The organism is Deinococcus arcticus (assembly GCF_003028415.1).
Taxonomy (GTDB): domain Bacteria; phylum Deinococcota; class Deinococci; order Deinococcales; family Deinococcaceae; genus Deinococcus; species Deinococcus arcticus.
In genome coordinates this window covers 240,338-256,510 of sequence record NZ_PYSV01000001.1, presented here as the reverse complement: position 1 = coordinate 256,510, position 16,173 = coordinate 240,338, and the positions used below count along the sequence as shown (strand labels likewise).

Below are 16,173 nucleotides of genomic sequence, written 5' to 3'. Positions count from 1 at the left end.
CGTTATGCTGCCCCGCATGACCCGCGCTCCCCTGCCCCTCCTGCTGGACGGCGACCCTGGCCTGGACGACGCTGTGGCGTGGCTGCTGGCGCTGGCCAGCCCCGAAGACGCCGAGGTGCTGGCCCTGACCACCGTGCACGGCAACGTGGGCCTGGACCGGACCACCCGCAACGCGGGCGTCATTCTGGCGCTGGCCGGCGAGGCAGGTGCTGGCGTGCGCGTCTATCCCGGCGCCGACCGGCCCCTGCTGGTGCCCGCCGTGACCGCAGCGGCCGTGCATGGTGACAGCGGCCTGCCTGCCGCTGGTCTGCCTGGGCCCACGCGCCCCCCCGAAGCCGAACACGCTGCCCTGTTGATCATCCGCACCGTGCGCGCGCGGCCCGGCGAGGTGACCCTGGTACCCACCGGCCCGCTCACCAACGTGGCCCTGGCCCTGCGGCTGGCCCCAGACATCGCGCCCCTGATCCGCGAGATCGTCTGGATGGGCGGCTCAACCACCCAGGGCAACCGCACCCCCGCCGCCGAATTCAACGCCCTGGCCGACCCCCACGCGGCGCAGATCGTGTTTGAAGCCGGCGTGCCCCTGAAGATGGTGGGGCTGAACGCCACCATGGGGTGCATTGCCACGCCGGACCGGGTGGCCGCGCTGCGGGCCCTGGGCAACCGCGCCGGCGCCGTGTGCGCCGAGCTGCTGACCTTCTACGCGGGGGTGTACCAGCGGCGCTACGGCATGAATGGCGGCGCCCTGCACGACCCGCTGGCCGTGGCAGCGGCCCTGCGCCCGGAGCTGCTGGACTGGCAGGCCATGAACGTGCAGATTGAAACCCAGGAAGGCCGGAATCTGGGCCGGACCGTGTGCGACCTGTACGGTGTCACGGAAGGCCCTGCCAATGCCCAGGTGGCGGTGGGGGTGCGCGACGGGGCATTTTTCGACTGGCTGCTGGAGCGCATCGGGCGGCTGGAGTAGAGAAAGGGTGGCCGGCAGCAGTGCGCGGGAGGCGGGACGCTGCGCACCGTTACCCCAGGCTCACCTCTTCCGCGCCCGGCAGCAGGTAGGCGCGGAGCGTCCCTGTACTGAGGTCAGCAATCAGGTAGGGCACCGGATAGGCCGCCAGCGCCTGATCGGTCGCGCTGGGCCCGGTCGGCCCGCGCGGGTGGCTGTGATACAGGGCCACCAGCTCCAGCCCCTCGGTCTGCATGGCCCGCCACGCACGCAGCAGATGCCCGGGATCGGCCAGATACGCGCGCTCGGGCGCCGGGTCAATGTTGGCCAGCGGGTACAGGGTCTGGGCGGTCCAGGTTTCGCCGGCCTGCACGCCGCCCAGTACCCCCACACACTCACGCGGGGCCTCGGCGCGGGCGTGCTGCCACAGTTCGCGGCGCAGCACATCGGGCAGCAGCAGGCGCATCCCCCGCATTATGCCCCCCAGGACGGAGGAAACGGCGATCTGCCGTGCCGGCGAGCAGGGAAGGCAAGAAGTCACGAGCGAGTATCAGTGTTCAGGTGAGGCGAGCAGAGTGGGGGGCCTGCCCACCTCCTCTGCGGCGCAGCTCTTCAAGTCCCAACTTCTCACGGTGCGCGCCCTCCCAGTTTCCCTCTTGGAGACGGCGCGAAAACAGCGTGTTCATCGAGTCGCTTGACGCAGAATGCTGAAACTGTCCGCACTCCTGAAATCTGTTGCCCTGCTGTTCAAAAGGAGAATCTGCTGGGCCCCACCAAGCCTTCTTGCCCCACCACGGCCCAGGTCCAGACGAGGCCGTCATGCGCGCAGCGCGCGGGCCATTGCGCGGGGGCCGAGGATGGCGTCGAGGCCGGACACGTCACTTGGTTGAGCAACCCCAGCCAACTTCAATAGAAACTCTCGCCCAGTGCCAACGTCTCCTCCCCCTGCCACCAGGTTCCAGGCGCATGAGTCTAACCAGCGGCAACGCGCAGGCCGCCCTGCGCGGCGAAGTCGTCTCCCCTCTGCTGCGCAGCTCTACGAGTCTGGGGGAGGGGGCTGGGGGGTGGGGCAAGCTGTCCAAACGCCCCCGCCCAACCCCATCCCCCAGAAACACCGTCCTGGCCGCCAAGCACACCCCCCCATTTGAGCTACACTGCCCGCTATGGCGAAGGCGAAAAGGAGGGCCGCTCCGGTCAGTCAGTTCGATGGAGAGGCACTGGGCCTGGTGCTGTTCGCTCTGGGGATCTTTCTGGGGGTCACGGTGTTTCTGCCGCAGCCGGGCGCCGCGCCGGATCAGTTCATGGCGCAGGCCAGGACGCTGCTGCTGTCGCAACTGGGCTGGGCCGCGTGGCTGCTGCCGGTCGCGCCCGTGGCCTACGGCACCCTGGTGTTTCTGGGGCGCGATCTGCGCAACCTCACCCGGCGGGTGCTGGGCGGCGCGGTGGTGGTGGTGTCCCTGCTGGCGCTGCACGAGGTGGCGCAGCCGGGGCAGGCCGGCGAGCTGGCTGCCCGGGCCATGGGGCCGCTGCGCGCGGTGCTGAGTGTCCTCTCAGCGCTGCTGCCGCTCATCACCCTGACCCTGGGCGCCGAACTGATGCTGCGCCTGGCACCCTTCACGCTGCTCAAGGGATTTTTCCGGCAGACCAGCGTGCTGCTGGGGGGCGGCGCAGCGCAGGTGCAGGGCGCCCTGGAAGCCCGGCAGGGCGGGCGCGAATCGGCGCGGGCGCGCACCGAAGCGCGGCAGGGCCTCTCGGCGCTGGGCCGCGAACTGGAGGATCTGCGGCGCCTGTCTCCCGAGGACAGCAGTCTGCGCGACCTGCAGCAGGAACTGCGCGTGGCCTCGCGTGGGGTGCGCGCCCTGGACGCGGCCGGGCTGAAAAACCTGGAACGCGACCTGGCGGGGTGGCGCACGCTGCTGGACACCTTCGTGGGCAACGCCGCGCGCGACCTGCGCGAACAGGTGGCCGCCGAGGCCCCCGAGGCCGGCGCGCTGGTGGAAGCGGCCGCCAACGAGGTGCGCGCCGGGCGGCACGAACTGGGCACGGAACTGCCCAGCACCCAGGCGTGCGGCGCCCTGGAACGCTGGCGCCGCGCCCTGGTGGCCGATGTGCAGCGCCTGGCGGTGCGCGCCGGCCGCCTGGAGCGCGAGCGCAAGGCCGCCGAGAAGGCCCTGAACAAGGCCGACGGCGCCGCCCTGGCGCGCGAATGGCCCGCCCACCGCGCCCGGCGCGAGGACTGGGCTGCCCTGGCGCGCGACTTCACCGCGTGGCGCGGCCGGGCCTCGGCGTACAGCGGCTGGCCGGAGCTGACGGCCGCCTTTGACCGCGCCCCCACCGAAGTGGCCACGCAGCTGGCCGATGCCCTGAGCACCGACCCCGAGGGCACCCTGATTGACCCGGGCGGCTGGCGCGCGGTGCTGGCCCAGGCCCAGGAAGAAGCGCGGCGCCGCGTGGAGGCCATGACCATGCCGGTGGCGGGCCTGCCCACCCTGGACTTTGACTTCACCGGGTCCGCCCTGCCCGCCAGCCCCGAGCCCGCCGCCGCCCCGCTCTGGAGTCCCCCGGCCAGTGCGCGGGCGGCGGTGGCCGAGCCGCCGCCCCTGCACCATCCCCTGGATCAGCCCACAGACCAGCCGGAAACGGCGCCCCGTCTGGACCCCACTCCCCCCTCGCGGCCCCCGGCCAGCACCCGCCCGGCCCCGGTGCCTACCCCCCAGGCTGACCCTGACCCCGACCTGGGTGACGGGCCCCAGACCACCTCCAACGGCATGGACCCCTTTTCCGGCTGGGAGGACGACGACCTGCCGTTTGGGCCGCCGGCCACAGAAGCCGCCAGCGCCGCTCCCAGGGGGCCCACGCCTGCAGCCCCGGCCCCCTGGGAAAGCCCCGCACCGGAAAAAGTGGCCATCAGATCCGCCACCCAGCTCCCCCTCTTCACCGGCGAGCCCAATTCCAGCCCGCGCCCGGTGCAGGGCGCGCTGCCGCTGGCCCGGCCCGACGAGCGGCTGCTGGACCCCATTCCGGCGGCGGCCCTGAACACGGCGGCGCTGGACATCTCGGCCCGGCAGCGCGCGGGACTGATTGACGAGACGCTGCGGCACTTCAACCTGCAGGCGCGCGTGGTGGACTACGCGCGGGGCCCCACGGTCACCCGTTACGAGATTGAGCCGGCCCCGGGCGAGAAAATCAGCCGCATTGCGGGCCTGAGTAACGACCTGGCCCGCGCGCTGGCCGTGGGCGGCGTGCGCGTGGAGGCCCCGGTGCCCGGCAAGAGCGTGATTGGCCTGGAAGTCCCCAATGCCGAGCGCGAACCCGTCACCTTTCATCAGGCGGCGGCGGCCCCCACCTTCCGCAGCACCCGCGCCAAGCTGCCCATCATCCTGGGCAAGAGCATTGACGGCGAACTTATGGTGGGCGACCTGGCCAAGATGCCGCACCTGCTGGTGGCGGGCTCCACGGGCTCGGGCAAATCGGTGTGTGTCAACACGCTGATCACCTCGCTGCTGTTCAAGTACCTGCCCACCGAACTGCGCTTCCTGATGATTGACCCCAAGATGGTGGAACTCACGCCCTACGACGGCATTCCGCATCTGGTGCGCGCGGTGGTCACCAACCCGGTGGACGCGGCGGGCGTGCTGCTGGGGGCGGTGGCGCACATGGAACGCCGCTACAAGATGATGAGCCAGGTGGGCGCCAAGAACCTGGAACAGTACAACGCCAAGATGCGCCAGGTGGGCGAAACTGAGCTGCCACATCTGGTCATCATCATTGACGAGCTGGCCGACCTGATGATCACCAGCCCCAAGGAGGTGGAGTCGGCCATCATGCGCCTCGCCCAGATGGCGCGGGCCACCGGCATGCATCTGGTGCTCGCCACCCAGCGGCCCAGCGTGGATATTCTCACCAGCCTGATCAAGGTCAACGTGCCCGCGCGCATTGCCTTTGCGGTCAGCAGCAGCCACGACAGCCGCACCATTCTGGACGCGCTGGGCGCCGAGCGCCTGACCGGCATGGGCGACATGCTGTTCTACCAGCCCGGCCTGATCAAGCCGGTGCGCCTGCAGGGTCCGTATATCAGTGAGGTGGAGTCCGCCCGCATTGCCGACGAACTGCGCCGCCAGGTGTTCGAGGACGCGTTCGTGGAAGCCTACGGCTCGGACTTTGAGGGCGGCGTGGAAGCCAGCGGCCCCAGCAGCGACAGGACCAACATGGATTTTTCTGATCCGCTGCTGCGGCAGGCGGCCCAGATCTGCATTGAGGAGGGCCAGGGCAGTGTCTCGCGCCTGCAACGCCGCCTGTCGGTGGGCCACGCCCGCGCTGGCAAGCTCATGGACATGCTCGAGGCCATGAAGATCGTCAGCAAGCACCAGGGCAGCAAACCGCGCGAGGTGCTGATCAGCGAGGCCGAGCTGCCGGACTATTTTGGCCGCTGAGCCCGGCTGAACATGGCCCGCTTTGTCGCGCCGACCACCGGGCAGCGAAGCGGGCATGTAGTCCCCCGGGGTGCCACGCGAAGAGCGGCGCTGCAGGGGCTGGGGAGCGAGTATGTCTCGCTTTGGCCACCCCCAGAGAAAGCTTCTCCTGATGGCCCCCGCCCACCCTTCACGTCAAGCGCACGACAGAGCGCGGCTCGCTCTCAGCCGCGCCCCTCTACAGGTCGGTGCCCCTGATGTTGAGCCCCCCATGCCCCCAGCCCTTCAGGCTTCGGCTCCCGGGCCGGAGCTCGCTGCACAGGCTACTGGTACAGCCGGCCTCTGTTCCGCCGACAAGCTGATACGGGTTCCGAAAAATTCCGTAACTCGTTACGGAATTTTTTCGACCGGAGGGAGTAGGAAAAGATGCGGATTTCCGGGAATTGGGCTGGAACAGCGCCGAAGGCGAGGAACATCCGGCTCTTTCCCGGATGTGACGGAAATGAACGGAATCCGTATGAAACAGAGGCCGGCCTGTCGTCTCTATGGCCGCAGGAACGTGTTTCTCTCCCCCGCCCTGCGGCGCAGCCCTGCAAGTCAGCCCGCATTGAACCGGTTGTGCATCGGGTGGGATTGGCGTGCATATGAATCTAAGGACGTTGCACCTCACGTTACGACTTTGCAGGAGAGCACCGCAAAGTCTCCACTCCCGGTGCAACGTCCTTTTTTCGAGACTCGCTCTGCGGCGCAGCTGTTCCAGCCCGCTCGGTTGATCTCAAGATCAACAGCGAGCTACTTAGTTCCACGCCACCCTCCTGGCCACAGCAAGGGCCGCACAGCCGCACAGCAGCCGGGCCCGCCGCCAGCTTCACCACAACCCTAAACAAAATCTTCAGGTCATGAATTCAATATGAGAGACAGCATAAAAGAGCCGCTGCTTTCATTTACGTCTCTTGTCTTAAATCTTCCAAAAGTTGCTTTTGGGGGCGCCTTGGTGAAGATTAGGGGCCGGATCAGCAGTTCAATATTTCTTTTCGAGGTGATGTCCATGAAGAAGCAGACCAGCTTTGTCACGCTCAGCCTGATGCTTGCCACGCCCGCCCTTGCCGGCGGCGCTGGTGCACCTGTCTCTGCCCCCGCCAGCGGCCCCTGCCGCACCATTGCCCAGATCGTTATGAGCGATCCCAACTTCAGCACGCTGGCCACCGCCGTGGAAGCGGCCGGGCTGAGCCAGACCCTGATGGGCGGCCAGTACACCGTGTTTGCTCCCACGAACGCCGCGTTTGCCAAGTTGCCCAGCGACACGCTGGCCATGGTCCTCAACGACGCCACCATGCTGCGCAACATCCTGCTGTACCACGTGGTGGCCGGCAAGGTCAGCTCTAAGCAGGTCATGGGCATGTCCTCGGGCAAGACCCTGCAGGGCTCCAGCTTCCTGGTCAGCAAGATGGGCAACCGGGTGATGGTGGACAACGCCACCGTCACGCGCGCCGATGTGGCCGCCTGTAACGGCGTGGTGCATGTGATTGACACGGTGCTGATGCCGGCCATGAGCACCGCCGCGGCCCCGGCACCTGCTCCGGCTCCTGCGGCGACCACGCCCGCCCCGGCACCGGCCCCCGCCGCCACCGCGCCCGTCACCACGGCGCCGGCAGCGGTGGATGTGCTGCGCATTCCCGCCACACCTGTGAGCGTGGGCGCCAGCACCACCGTCACCACCAACACCTCCACGAACACCAGCACCACGACCACCACGACGACCACCACCGAGGTCTCCACCACCACGCTGTACGACCTGATCTCCGGTGACGAGCGCTTCACGACCCTGCGCGACCTGCTGAGCGACGCTGAACTGACCGAGGTGCTGATCAGCAACGAGTACACCGTCTTTGCGCCCACCAACGAGGCGTTCGAGGCCGTGGACCCTGACACCCTGGCCCTGATTGCCAGCGACCCCGAAACCCTGAAGGCCGTGCTGCTGTACCACGTGGTCAGTGGGCGCCTGGAAAGCGCGCGCCTGACGCAGGCCGGACAGCTGCGCAGCGAGCAGGGCGCCAGCCTGGACGTGACCCTGAACGGCACCAACTCCATGATTGGCGAGGCGATGGTGACCACCACCCCCATTCAGGCCAGCAACGGCTTCATCTACCCGGTCAGCGCCGTCCTGCTGCCCCCCGATCTGGTGCTGCCCCAGCCCCCCACGGGCGACACGGCCACCACCGATACGACGACCAGCACGACCACCACAACCACGACGACCAGCACCACCATCACGCTGACCTCGGCCCAGTCCGGCGCCAACCTGCTGGAAGTGCTGAGCCAGCCCCAGTTCAGCACCCTGCTGAGCCTGGTGCAGCGCGCCAACCTGCTGCCCAGCCTCACGGCCGCCGACGTGACCATCTTTGCCCCCACCAACGAGGCCTTTGCCAAGGTGCCCCAGGCAACGCTGGACATGCTGCTGGCCGACCCGGCCAAGCTGACCCAGGTGCTGCAGTACCACGTGGTCACGGGCCGCGTGATTGACCAGGGCCTGAACGTGGCGCAGCTGCGCTCGGTGGAAGGCAGCTCCATTGACCTGATGATGGACGGCAGCGGCGGCGTACGCGCTGGCGTGCGCAGCGGCGACACCATCACCGGCGGTCTGGTCAGTACCCGTGCGGACGCCGGCACCAGCGTGGTCTATGCCATTGACACCGTGCTGATGCCCCCCAGCATGCGCTGAGCCCCTCACTCACCTCGGCCCCGCCAGACCACCGGCGGGGCTTTTTCGTTGGTTGAGGGCGCCCGCTCAGCCGCACCTGCCACGCTGTTCAGGAACGTGGCCCAGCTTCCGGGCGTGCGCGGGATACTGCTTTCCTCGGTCCAGGTCCAGTAGGGCGTGTACAGACTGCGGGCAGTGCGCAATTCTTCGCGGAAGATCTCGGCGCTCAGGCCGGTGCGCAGCAGACCCGCCGTTTCAAAGCGGCCCAGGACGCCGCGCAGGTCGTAGGGCACGGCGCGGAAGGTGGGTACCCAGCCACCGGGGGCGGCCGTCAGCAGCAGGTACTGGGCGCGTGGGTCCTGGTTGGCCGGGGCCCCCACCGCGCCGGTGTTGAGCACCAGCGTCCCGCCCAGAAGCGCGTGGGCCGGGCGGTGAATGTGCGAGCCCACCAGCACGTCGTAGGGCGCTCCACCGTCGCGGCGGCGCAGGACCTCCAGGCGCTCCGGGGGCGTGCGCTCGCTGAGGCTTTCGCGGTAGTGCCCGGCAGTGCCGTGGGCCAGCAGCACGCGCCCCACCCCCGGCTCGAACAGTTCGGCGGTCATGGGCCACGCGGCACTCACCTGCAGCAGGCCGGCGCGGTCCAGCGCCTGCGCGCTCCAGTCGGTGGCGCCCCAGAAGGAATCGGTGAACCAGTCCTGGGGCAGGGTGTCGCTGCGCGCGTGCCACAGCCGCAGCAGGTCGTCGTGGTTGCCCAGGGTGAAGGTCACGTCTGCGCGGCGCAGCAGCAGGTCCAGGGCTTCTACCGAATCGGGGCCCCGGTTGACCACGTCACCATTCACGATCAGGCGCTCGGCCCCCTGCGCCTGCGCGTCGGCCAGCACAGCCCGCAGGGCGTCGGCATTGCCGTGAATATCTGCCAGCACCGCCACCCTCATCGCGGGGGCATTCTAGACACTGGCCCATCGGCCCACCAGGGCCGACAGAACAAAGGCCAGTGGGGGCAGCGCGATTCCAAACCAAGGTGAGCTGAGGGCCAGGGATGAGCGGACTCGCGGAGCGCCGCCACAGAGCGAACAAGAGGAAAGGCGCGACGCCGGCGACGGAACAGCACCCCTGCGTTTTTCCCAGGGGGCTCTGGCATCAGAGGCGTCCCGGATGAGAAGCACGGCCCTTCTCGACGCTGTGCCGCCCTGGACGCAGGATGCGTCTCCTGGCACCACCGCATTTCGGCCAGCAGAGAGGGTGATCCGGCCTCGGCTGTCCGGTCACCCTATCTTCTGTGCGGCCCTTTGGACTTCAATTGCGGAAGATAACTTCCTCTCGCCCGAAGGAGCGCAGGGCAAACAGAGCCAGCAGGCCCGCGCCCAGCAGGTTGACGCCCATGGCCAGGAGCACGTGCCCGGCGTCGGGCGTGCCGCGCACCGCGTCCAGAATGGCGATCATGCCGCCCACCACCGGAATGGCGTAGGCACCCAGACCAATCTGCAGAAAGTCGGCAAACTGCAGCAGGATGGCCGGCAGCACCAGAAACAGCGTGATGGGCGCCACGTAGGTCTGCGCTTCCTTGAACGACCGCGCGAAGATGCCCACCGAGATCAGCAGGGCGCTGATCAGCAGCGCGGCACTGAGGGCCACGCCCAGCAGGGCCAGTGTGCTGCCGGCGCTCAGGCTCAGCCCGCCGCCCAGGCCCTCGGTCAGCATGGCCTGTTGCTGCGGCTGGTGTTGCAGCCACAGGCGCATGGCCAGCCCGCTCAGCACGAAGCCTGCCACACTGAATGCGGCGCTGGTCAGGGCGGTCAGGGTGGTGGCCAGCAGCTTGCCCGCCACCACCTCGGCGCGGCGCACCGGGGCCACCAGCAGGCTTTCCAGGGTGCCGCGCTCCTTTTCCCCGGCGGTGGCGTCCAGCGCCGTGGCCATGGCCCCCGACAGAATGAACTGCAGCATCAGCATGGGAATCAGGAAGGCCAGCTGCCCGCTGCGCCGCTCCTGCTTGGTGCTGGCGTCCACGGGTTTCAGGGCAATGGGCGCCAGCACCTGTTCACTCAGGCCCAGGCCCTGCAGGCGCTGCACCGCCAGCTGCCGGTTGTAGGCTTCCACCACCTCCGAGACCTTGCTGTAGGCCCCGGTCTGGGCGCGCAGGTTGCCCAGCTTGGCATGCAGTTCCAGCGTCCCGGTACCGTCACCCGCCCGCTGGGGCAGGGCGCCTACAGGCCGGATGGCCGCGTCCACCTCGCCGCTCTGCACCGCCCCGGTGGGGTCACCGACGGTTTTCAGGTCCACGCCCGCGCGCACCACCGTGCCGTCGGGCAATGTCTCGTCGCGCTCCAGGGCCGCGCGCAGGGCCGCCGGCACAGTGCCGCTGACCCCCACCGTCTGACGCGCCTGTTGCTGCCCGCCGATCAGCCCGCCCATCATCAGGGGCAGGCCCAGGGTCAGCAGCGGAATCAGAATCAGGGGCATGAGGATCGTGGCGTTCAGCGTGCGGCGGTCGCGCACGGTGGCCAGCAGGTCGCGCGTGGCCACCTGCCACACCAGCGCCGGGCGCAGCCCCCTAGCCCGCATGGGCCACCTCCGGGCGCACCAGGGCGAAAAAGGCCCGCTCCAGGGTGCGCTGCCCAGTGCGCTCCAGCAGTTCAGGTAGGGTGCCGCTGGCCAGCAGCGCGCCCTCGTGCAGAATGGCCACCCGGTCACACACCTCCTCGACCTCGCTCATGACGTGGGTGGAATACACGGTCAGGCGCCCCGGGGCACGCGTGGCCTGCACAAAGTCCAGCAGCGTGCGCCGCGCGAAGATGTCCAGGCCGCTGGCCGCCTCGTCCAGAATGAGCACCGGCGGGTCGTGAATGACGGCGCGGGCAATCACCACTTTCTGTTTCATGCCAGTGGAATACTCCCCGGCGCGGGTGTCCAGCGTGCGGCCCAGTTCCAGGCGGGCGTCCAGTTCGGCAATGCGCGCGTCGGCCTGCGCCCGGTTCAGGCCGTACAGCACCGCGAACGACCGCAGGATTTCCCGGCCGGTCAGGCGGGCCGGCAGGCCCATGCCGCCGTTGACCACGCCCACCACCCGCCGCACGCCTTCTGGATCAGCGTGGATATCGCGTCCGGCCAGAGTGGCCGTGCCCTGGTCCGGCTGCAGCAGGGTGGCCAGAATCCGCAGCAGGGTGGTTTTGCCGGCGCCGTTGGGGCCCAGCAGGCCAAACACCTCGTTGCCTGCCGCCTGCAGCGAAACCGCGCGCAGCGCCGTGAATGTGCCGTAGGTCTTGGTGATACCGCGCAGTTCCAGCATTCGTCTCCTTGTTCGCCCTGCCGGGGTGCCCGGTCAGTGCAACTTCCCAGAGCCTACGCGGCCCGGGCAGCAGAGGTTGCACGTGTTGACCGGTGAAGGCCCCGGCAAAAGATGAGCATCTGGTGAGGCCTCAAGAGGACGACTTTTCCTCTTAACCCTGTTCCGCTTCATAGGACAGGCCTAAAGTGCAAGTCCCCCACTGCTCATGCAACATGAGAAAAGATCTGTAACAATAGGAAAGTTGCGCAACTGGGCGCATCTTTCCCGGCCAAAGTCGCAAGTTCATTCCTGTTTTCGCGCTCTGCCCTGGCCCAGTGGCCCGGATCACCCTTCTTTCACACCTTTTTTCTGTGGCGGCACTGGCCTACGCGCCGCTGTGGCCCCCACAGTCCTCCCGGAGGCGTTCATGTTTAATCCCCCCACCCTTGAAGATCTGCAGGAAACGCGCCGCGCCAACGAGAAGCTGGTTCTTAAGGCGCTGGAAAGCAAGCCGGAATGGGTTGAGACCGAACTGGCAAAGACCACCAGTCTGGCTCTGTCGCACCTGCGCGCCGCGCTGGCCAGCCTGCTGGACCAGGGCCGCGTGCGCCGCCTGCCCGGCACCGGTACCCGCGCCGTGTACGGCCTGGCTGACCCCGGTCTGGCCGACGTGCCCGCCACCCCGCTGACCGAAAGTGCCAAGAAGGTGCGTGATTACCTGGAAGGCCGCGCCGACAGCGCCCTGTACATGAGCGAGCAGCTGCGCATGACCCGCGAGGAAGTCATGGCCGCCCTAAGCCTGCTCAACGCCCACGGCATGATCACCTGCACCTTCGTGGGCAGCCTGGTGATTTTCCGCCTGAAAGAAACCCAGGCCCTGGGCCAGGAAAACGCCGCCCCCGAAAAGGCCGGGCGCAAAAAGAACGTCGCCTAAGCTGCGCTGTTCCCTGTTGCCCCCGCCCAGTCGCGGGGGTTTTGCGTTGTGGCGGCAGCTGACGGCGCCCAAATAGTCTGTCTGGTATTCTGCGGAATATGAAGCTTGTGCTGGCCGTGATTCAGGATGCCGACGCCACCGCCCTGGTGCGCGTTCTGTCGCAAAACGCCTTTGAAGTCACGAAGCTGGCCAGCACCGGGGGCTTTTTGCGCGAGGGGAATACCACGCTGATGATCGGCGTGAACGATGAGCGCCTGGAAGAACTCAAGCGCCACGTGCAGCGCACCTGCCGCACCCGCACCCGGCTGGTGGCGCCCAGCGTGCCCATGGGCGAGCAGAACGAGGGACTGGTGAATGACCCGGTGGAGGTGCCGGTGGGCGGCGCCGTGATGTTCGTGATGGGCGTGCAGGAGTTTGTAAAGGTGTAAGGGGCGTGAGCTCTGGGCCATGAGCTATAAGCCATGAGGAAGTAACAGCCGAACATGGCCGGGGCACGGAATCGCAGGGAAACCAGAATGCAGCGCTCGCCCAGAGGCTGCGTTCTTTTTGCCTTCAAGATCTTGTATCTGGGTGGCCGGTTTGACGGTCCTGGGTACAACCTGTAGACTCGGCGCGGTTGTTGCCGCCCGGCAACGCTCCGCAGGAACAGAGGGAAGTCCGGTCACGCCCCACAGGGGCTTCAGTCCGGCACGGTCGCGCCACGGTTTCAGTCCGAACGCTCGCCTCGCGGAGTTTCATCCTTGTTCAACTCCCGCGCCAGGAGTGAAGGTGGTTGGTTTCGTGACAGGTTAAAACCAGGGGACCGTGGGCCCACAGGGCCACCTCTTTTTTTGCACAGACGGGCGGCGCCCTGCCCCGGTCGTCTCCTTCCTCAGCCCGGCCACCGCCTGCCGGCGCTGTTCTGCGGGCCGTTTGCCACAGGGCCGGCCCGCCGAGGTCCTTTTGTCCGATTCACGCGCTTCCCTGCCGGCCCCGCCCCGCCCCCGGCCCTTGACTGGCGAAACCCGCATCACACACGCGGTGTTTCCGGGGCACACCAACCACCACGGCACCCTGTTCGGCGGCGAAGCCCTGTCACTGATGGATTCAGCCGCCTTTATTGCTGCCACCCGCTACTGCCGCCGCAAGGTGGTCACCCGCCACCTGGACGCCATGGAATTCCGCCGTCCCATTCCGCAGGGGTCGCTGGTGGAACTGGTGGCCCGCGTTCTTCGCACCGGCCGCACCAGCATGACCGTGCTGGTGGAGCTGTTCCGCGAGCCCATGGACAGCGATGAGCGCGAACTGTCCTGCACCGGCACCTTCACGCTGGTGGCCCTGGACAGCCAGGGGCAACCTGTGGCGGTGCCCCCTCTGGACCGCCCCGCAGGGGACCATGCTGCTGGTCGTTGATTCCCTGACCGGCAACGTGCGGCGCTTTGCTCAGGCCCTGGCCCAGGAGGCGGGCGGCCTGGACCTGCACGAGGTCCGTCAGGGCGCGCCAGCTGCCCCCTACCTGCTGCTCACCTATACCTTCGGGCAGGGTCAGGTGCCCGCCAGCACCCAGGCGTTCCTGGCGCTGCACGGCGCTGGCCTGCGCGGCGTGGTGGCCAGCGGCAGCTACCACTGGGGCGATCATTTTGCGCGCGCCGGCAGCGTGATTGCTGCGCAGTTCCGCGTGCCCCTGGTGGCCCGCATCAACAAGGCGGGGACCACCGCCGACCGGGCACAGGTGGCCGCGTGGGTGCGCGCCCAGGTGGTGCCCACGGTCCCCCACCCCCATTCCCCCGAAAGGAGCCGACCGTGGACCCCTGGATTGAACTGAACAACCGCGTGCTCTCGGGCGCGGCCGTGGACACGAGCTTCGATCAGGCCGCGCTGGAGAGCTACCTGTCGCAGAAGGTGCGGCCCAGTCTGGTGGCTTTTCCCAGTCTGGAGGCCCGAATTGAAGCCCTGGTGGCGCGTGGCGTGTGGGATGCCGGGGTCTTTGCGCGCTATACCCCGCAGGAAATCCGGGCGGTGTTTGAGCGGGCCGAGGCCCTGGGCTTCCGCTTTCAGTCCTTCATGGGCGCCCACAAGTTCTATTCCGAATACGCCACCATGACCCCCGACCGCTGCCAGTGGCTGGAGCGCTACGAGGATCGCCTGAGCGTGACGGCCCTGGCCCGCAGCGACACCGCCGCCGGGGCGCTGGAACTGGTGGAGCATCTGGTCACGCAGACCTTTACCCCGGCCACGCCCACCCTGATGAACTCCGGCAAGGCGAACACGGGGCGGCTGGTGAGCTGCTTTCTGCTGCAGGACTGCACCGACAACCTGGAGTCGATCACCAGGACCCTGGCCTTTGTGGCCGAACTGTCCAAGGGGGGCGGCGGCATCGGGGTGGAACTCAGCAACCTGCGCGCCCGGGGCGAGTCGCTTCGCGGCCTTCAGAACGTCACCAAGGGCGTGCTGGGTGTGGCCAAGATGCTGGACCACATGCTGCGCTACGCCGATCAGGCCGGGCAGCGCCCTGGGGCCGGGGCCATCTACCTGTCGGTCATGCACGCCGACTTTCTGGACGTGCTGGGCGCCAAGAAGATTGCCACCGACGAGGACGCGCGCCTGAAAACCCTCTCGGTGGGCGCCACCATTCCCGATGTCTTTATGGCCAGGGCCCGCGCGGGCCAGGACGTGTACCAGTTCTACCCGCATTCGCTGTTCCTGGAAACCGGGCGCGAGTTCACCGCCATTGACTGGACCCGTGAATATGACACCCTGGCGGCCAATCCCCGCATTCGCAAAAAGCTCGTCTCGGCGCGGCGGGTGCTGGAAGAGATCGCGGTCACGCAGGGCGAGAGCGGCTATCCCTACCTGCTGTTCGAGGGCCACGCCAACCGCGCCAACCCCATTCCCAATGTGGGCACCATCAAGATGAGCAACCTCTGCTCTGAGATCCTGCAGCCTACCCTGCCCAGCACGTTTTACCCCTACGGCCAGGAACACCGCGATCAGGTGGGGCTGGACGTGAGCTGCAACCTCGCCTCGCTGGTGATCGAGCAGAGTCTGGCGAGCGGCGACCTGGGGCGGGTGGTGCGGGCCGCCATTCGCATGCTGGACAACGTGGCGCGCGCCACGGCCATTGCCGAGGTGCCGGCCGTGAAACGCGCCAACGAGGACATGCGCTCGGTGGGCCTGGGGGCCATGGGCCTGCATTCCTTTCTGGCGAAGAATGAACTGGTGTACGGCAGCCCCGAGGCGCTGGAAGTTGTGGATGTTTATTTTGCCGCCGTGCATTACCACGCCCGCCGGACCAGCATGGAGATTGCGCGGGACACCGGCTTCGTGTTCCGGGGCTTTGAAGGCAGCCGCTACCAGAGCGGCGAGCATTTCGCTCAGTACCTGCAGCAGGATTTCCTGCCCCGCACGCCCGAGGTTCAGGCCCTGTTCGCGGGCCACACGCTGCCCCGCCGCGAGGACTGGCAGCGACTGGTGGCCGACATCCAGCAGCATGGACTGGCCCACTCCTTCGTGATGGCGGTTGCGCCCACGGGGTCCATCAGCTACGTCTCGCACGCCTCGGCCAGCCTCATGCCGGTGACGGAGCGGGTGGAAACCCGCACCAGCAACAAGGCGCGCACGGTCTACCCCATGCCCCACCTGAACGAGCTGACGGAGTGGTTTTACGAGGAAGCCTACGACATGGACCAGCGCCGGGTGATCGACACGGTGGCCACCGCACAAAAGCACGTGGACCAGGGCATTTCCTGCACGCTGTTCGTGCCCAGCACGGCCAGCACCCGCACCCTGCAGCGCTACTACCTGTACGCCTATGCGCGCGGCCTGAAAACGCTGTACTACACGCGGCTGAAAAAGGTCAGCATCGAGGACTGCGCCGGCTGCGCGGTGTGAGGCAGGCGCTGGGCCATGAGCCAGCGGACCGCCCCTCTTCCCTACTCC

The 16,173-nt window shown here is 67.9% G+C and carries 12 protein-coding genes; 8 read left to right on the top strand and 4 right to left on the bottom strand.

What is annotated here, in order from left to right; genetic code table 11:
• The first annotated feature begins 16 nt into the window (after positions 1–16).
• Entirely contained in the window at positions 17–967 is a 951-nt protein-coding gene (locus C8263_RS01175) for a nucleoside hydrolase (RefSeq protein WP_107136469.1), read from the top strand.
• A 49-nt stretch (positions 968–1,016) separates the two neighbouring features.
• Here the strand turns inward: C8263_RS01175 and C8263_RS01170 are convergent, their stop codons facing one another.
• Positions 1,017–1,409, bottom strand: a complete 393-nt coding sequence (locus tag C8263_RS01170; protein WP_107136254.1) for a M67 family metallopeptidase — start codon at positions 1,407–1,409, stop codon at positions 1,017–1,019.
• Positions 1,410–2,106: 697 nt separating this feature from the next.
• Here C8263_RS01170 and C8263_RS01165 point away from each other — a divergent pair.
• Positions 2,107–5,376: an FtsK/SpoIIIE family DNA translocase gene (locus C8263_RS01165; protein WP_107136253.1), complete on the top strand. Its 3,270-nt coding sequence runs from the start codon at positions 2,107–2,109 to the stop codon at positions 5,374–5,376.
• 1,027 nt (positions 5,377–6,403) lie between these two features.
• Positions 6,404–8,077, top strand: coding sequence for a fasciclin domain-containing protein (locus C8263_RS01160; RefSeq protein ID WP_107136252.1), 1,674 nt, complete (start codon positions 6,404–6,406; stop codon positions 8,075–8,077).
• Positions 8,078–8,082: 5 nt separating this feature from the next.
• Here C8263_RS01160 and C8263_RS01155 read toward each other — a convergent pair whose 3' ends face one another.
• The 3 genes from C8263_RS01155 to C8263_RS01145 all read right to left on the bottom strand — a co-directional run bounded on the left by C8263_RS01155 (position 8,083) and on the right by C8263_RS01145 (position 11,342).
• Positions 8,083–8,991 carry a metallophosphoesterase family protein gene (locus C8263_RS01155; RefSeq protein ID WP_107136251.1) on the bottom strand — a complete coding sequence of 303 codons (909 nt, stop codon included), beginning with the start codon at positions 8,989–8,991 and terminating at the stop codon, positions 8,083–8,085.
• Between the two features lie 361 nt (positions 8,992–9,352).
• Positions 9,353–10,618 (bottom strand): ABC transporter permease, encoded by a 1,266-nt coding sequence (locus C8263_RS01150; RefSeq protein WP_107136250.1) that lies wholly within the window; start codon positions 10,616–10,618, stop codon positions 9,353–9,355.
• Positions 10,608–11,342: an ABC transporter ATP-binding protein gene (locus tag C8263_RS01145; protein WP_107136249.1), complete on the bottom strand. Its 735-nt coding sequence runs from the start codon at positions 11,340–11,342 to the stop codon at positions 10,608–10,610. The genes C8263_RS01150 and C8263_RS01145 overlap by 11 nt, the downstream gene beginning before the upstream one ends.
• 406 nt (positions 11,343–11,748) lie before the next feature.
• On the opposite strand from C8263_RS01145, the gene C8263_RS01140 reads away from it, so the two are divergent.
• From C8263_RS01140 to nrdE, 5 genes are all read left to right on the top strand, one after another.
• The gene (locus C8263_RS01140; protein ID WP_107136248.1) at positions 11,749–12,255 is read left to right on the top strand and encodes a transcription initiation factor IIE subunit alpha family protein; all 507 of its coding nucleotides are present in this window, start codon (positions 11,749–11,751) and stop codon (positions 12,253–12,255) included.
• A gap of 98 nt (positions 12,256–12,353) precedes the next feature.
• Positions 12,354–12,683, top strand: a complete 330-nt coding sequence (locus C8263_RS01135) for a cyclic-di-AMP receptor (protein WP_107136247.1) — start codon at positions 12,354–12,356, stop codon at positions 12,681–12,683.
• Between the two features lie 514 nt (positions 12,684–13,197).
• Complete coding sequence (locus C8263_RS01130; RefSeq protein ID WP_107136246.1) at positions 13,198–13,647, top strand: acyl-CoA thioesterase; 450 nt, start codon at positions 13,198–13,200, stop codon at positions 13,645–13,647.
• Complete coding sequence (gene nrdI, locus C8263_RS01125; RefSeq protein ID WP_107136245.1) at positions 13,631–14,059, top strand: class Ib ribonucleoside-diphosphate reductase assembly flavoprotein NrdI; 429 nt, start codon at positions 13,631–13,633, stop codon at positions 14,057–14,059. Before C8263_RS01130 ends, nrdI begins: the two co-directional genes overlap by 17 nt.
• A complete protein-coding gene (gene nrdE, locus C8263_RS01120; protein ID WP_107136244.1) occupies positions 14,038–16,125 on the top strand; it encodes a class 1b ribonucleoside-diphosphate reductase subunit alpha in 2,088 nt (695 codons plus the stop codon). The genes nrdI and nrdE overlap by 22 nt, the downstream gene beginning before the upstream one ends.
• Positions 16,126–16,173: the final 48 nt, after the last annotated feature.

What these genes read in the sequence shown, in the direction of transcription:
- C8263_RS01175 (WP_107136469.1), top strand. Translation starts at nt 17, where the DNA reads ATGACCCGCGCTCCCCTGCCCCTCCTGCTGGACGGCGACCCTGGCCTG.
- C8263_RS01170 (WP_107136254.1), bottom strand. Translation starts at nt 1,409, where the DNA reads ATGCGCCTGCTGCTGCCCGATGTGCTGCGCCGCGAACTGTGGCAGCAC.
- C8263_RS01165 (WP_107136253.1), top strand. Translation starts at nt 2,107, where the DNA reads ATGGCGAAGGCGAAAAGGAGGGCCGCTCCGGTCAGTCAGTTCGATGGA.
- C8263_RS01160 (WP_107136252.1), top strand. Translation starts at nt 6,404, where the DNA reads ATGAAGAAGCAGACCAGCTTTGTCACGCTCAGCCTGATGCTTGCCACG.
- C8263_RS01155 (WP_107136251.1), bottom strand. Translation starts at nt 8,991, where the DNA reads ATGAGGGTGGCGGTGCTGGCAGATATTCACGGCAATGCCGACGCCCTG.
- C8263_RS01150 (WP_107136250.1), bottom strand. Translation starts at nt 10,618, where the DNA reads ATGCGGGCTAGGGGGCTGCGCCCGGCGCTGGTGTGGCAGGTGGCCACG.
- C8263_RS01145 (WP_107136249.1), bottom strand. Translation starts at nt 11,342, where the DNA reads ATGCTGGAACTGCGCGGTATCACCAAGACCTACGGCACATTCACGGCG.
- C8263_RS01140 (WP_107136248.1), top strand. Translation starts at nt 11,749, where the DNA reads ATGTTTAATCCCCCCACCCTTGAAGATCTGCAGGAAACGCGCCGCGCC.
- C8263_RS01135 (WP_107136247.1), top strand. Translation starts at nt 12,354, where the DNA reads ATGAAGCTTGTGCTGGCCGTGATTCAGGATGCCGACGCCACCGCCCTG.
- nrdI (WP_107136245.1), top strand. Translation starts at nt 13,631, where the DNA reads ATGCTGCTGGTCGTTGATTCCCTGACCGGCAACGTGCGGCGCTTTGCT.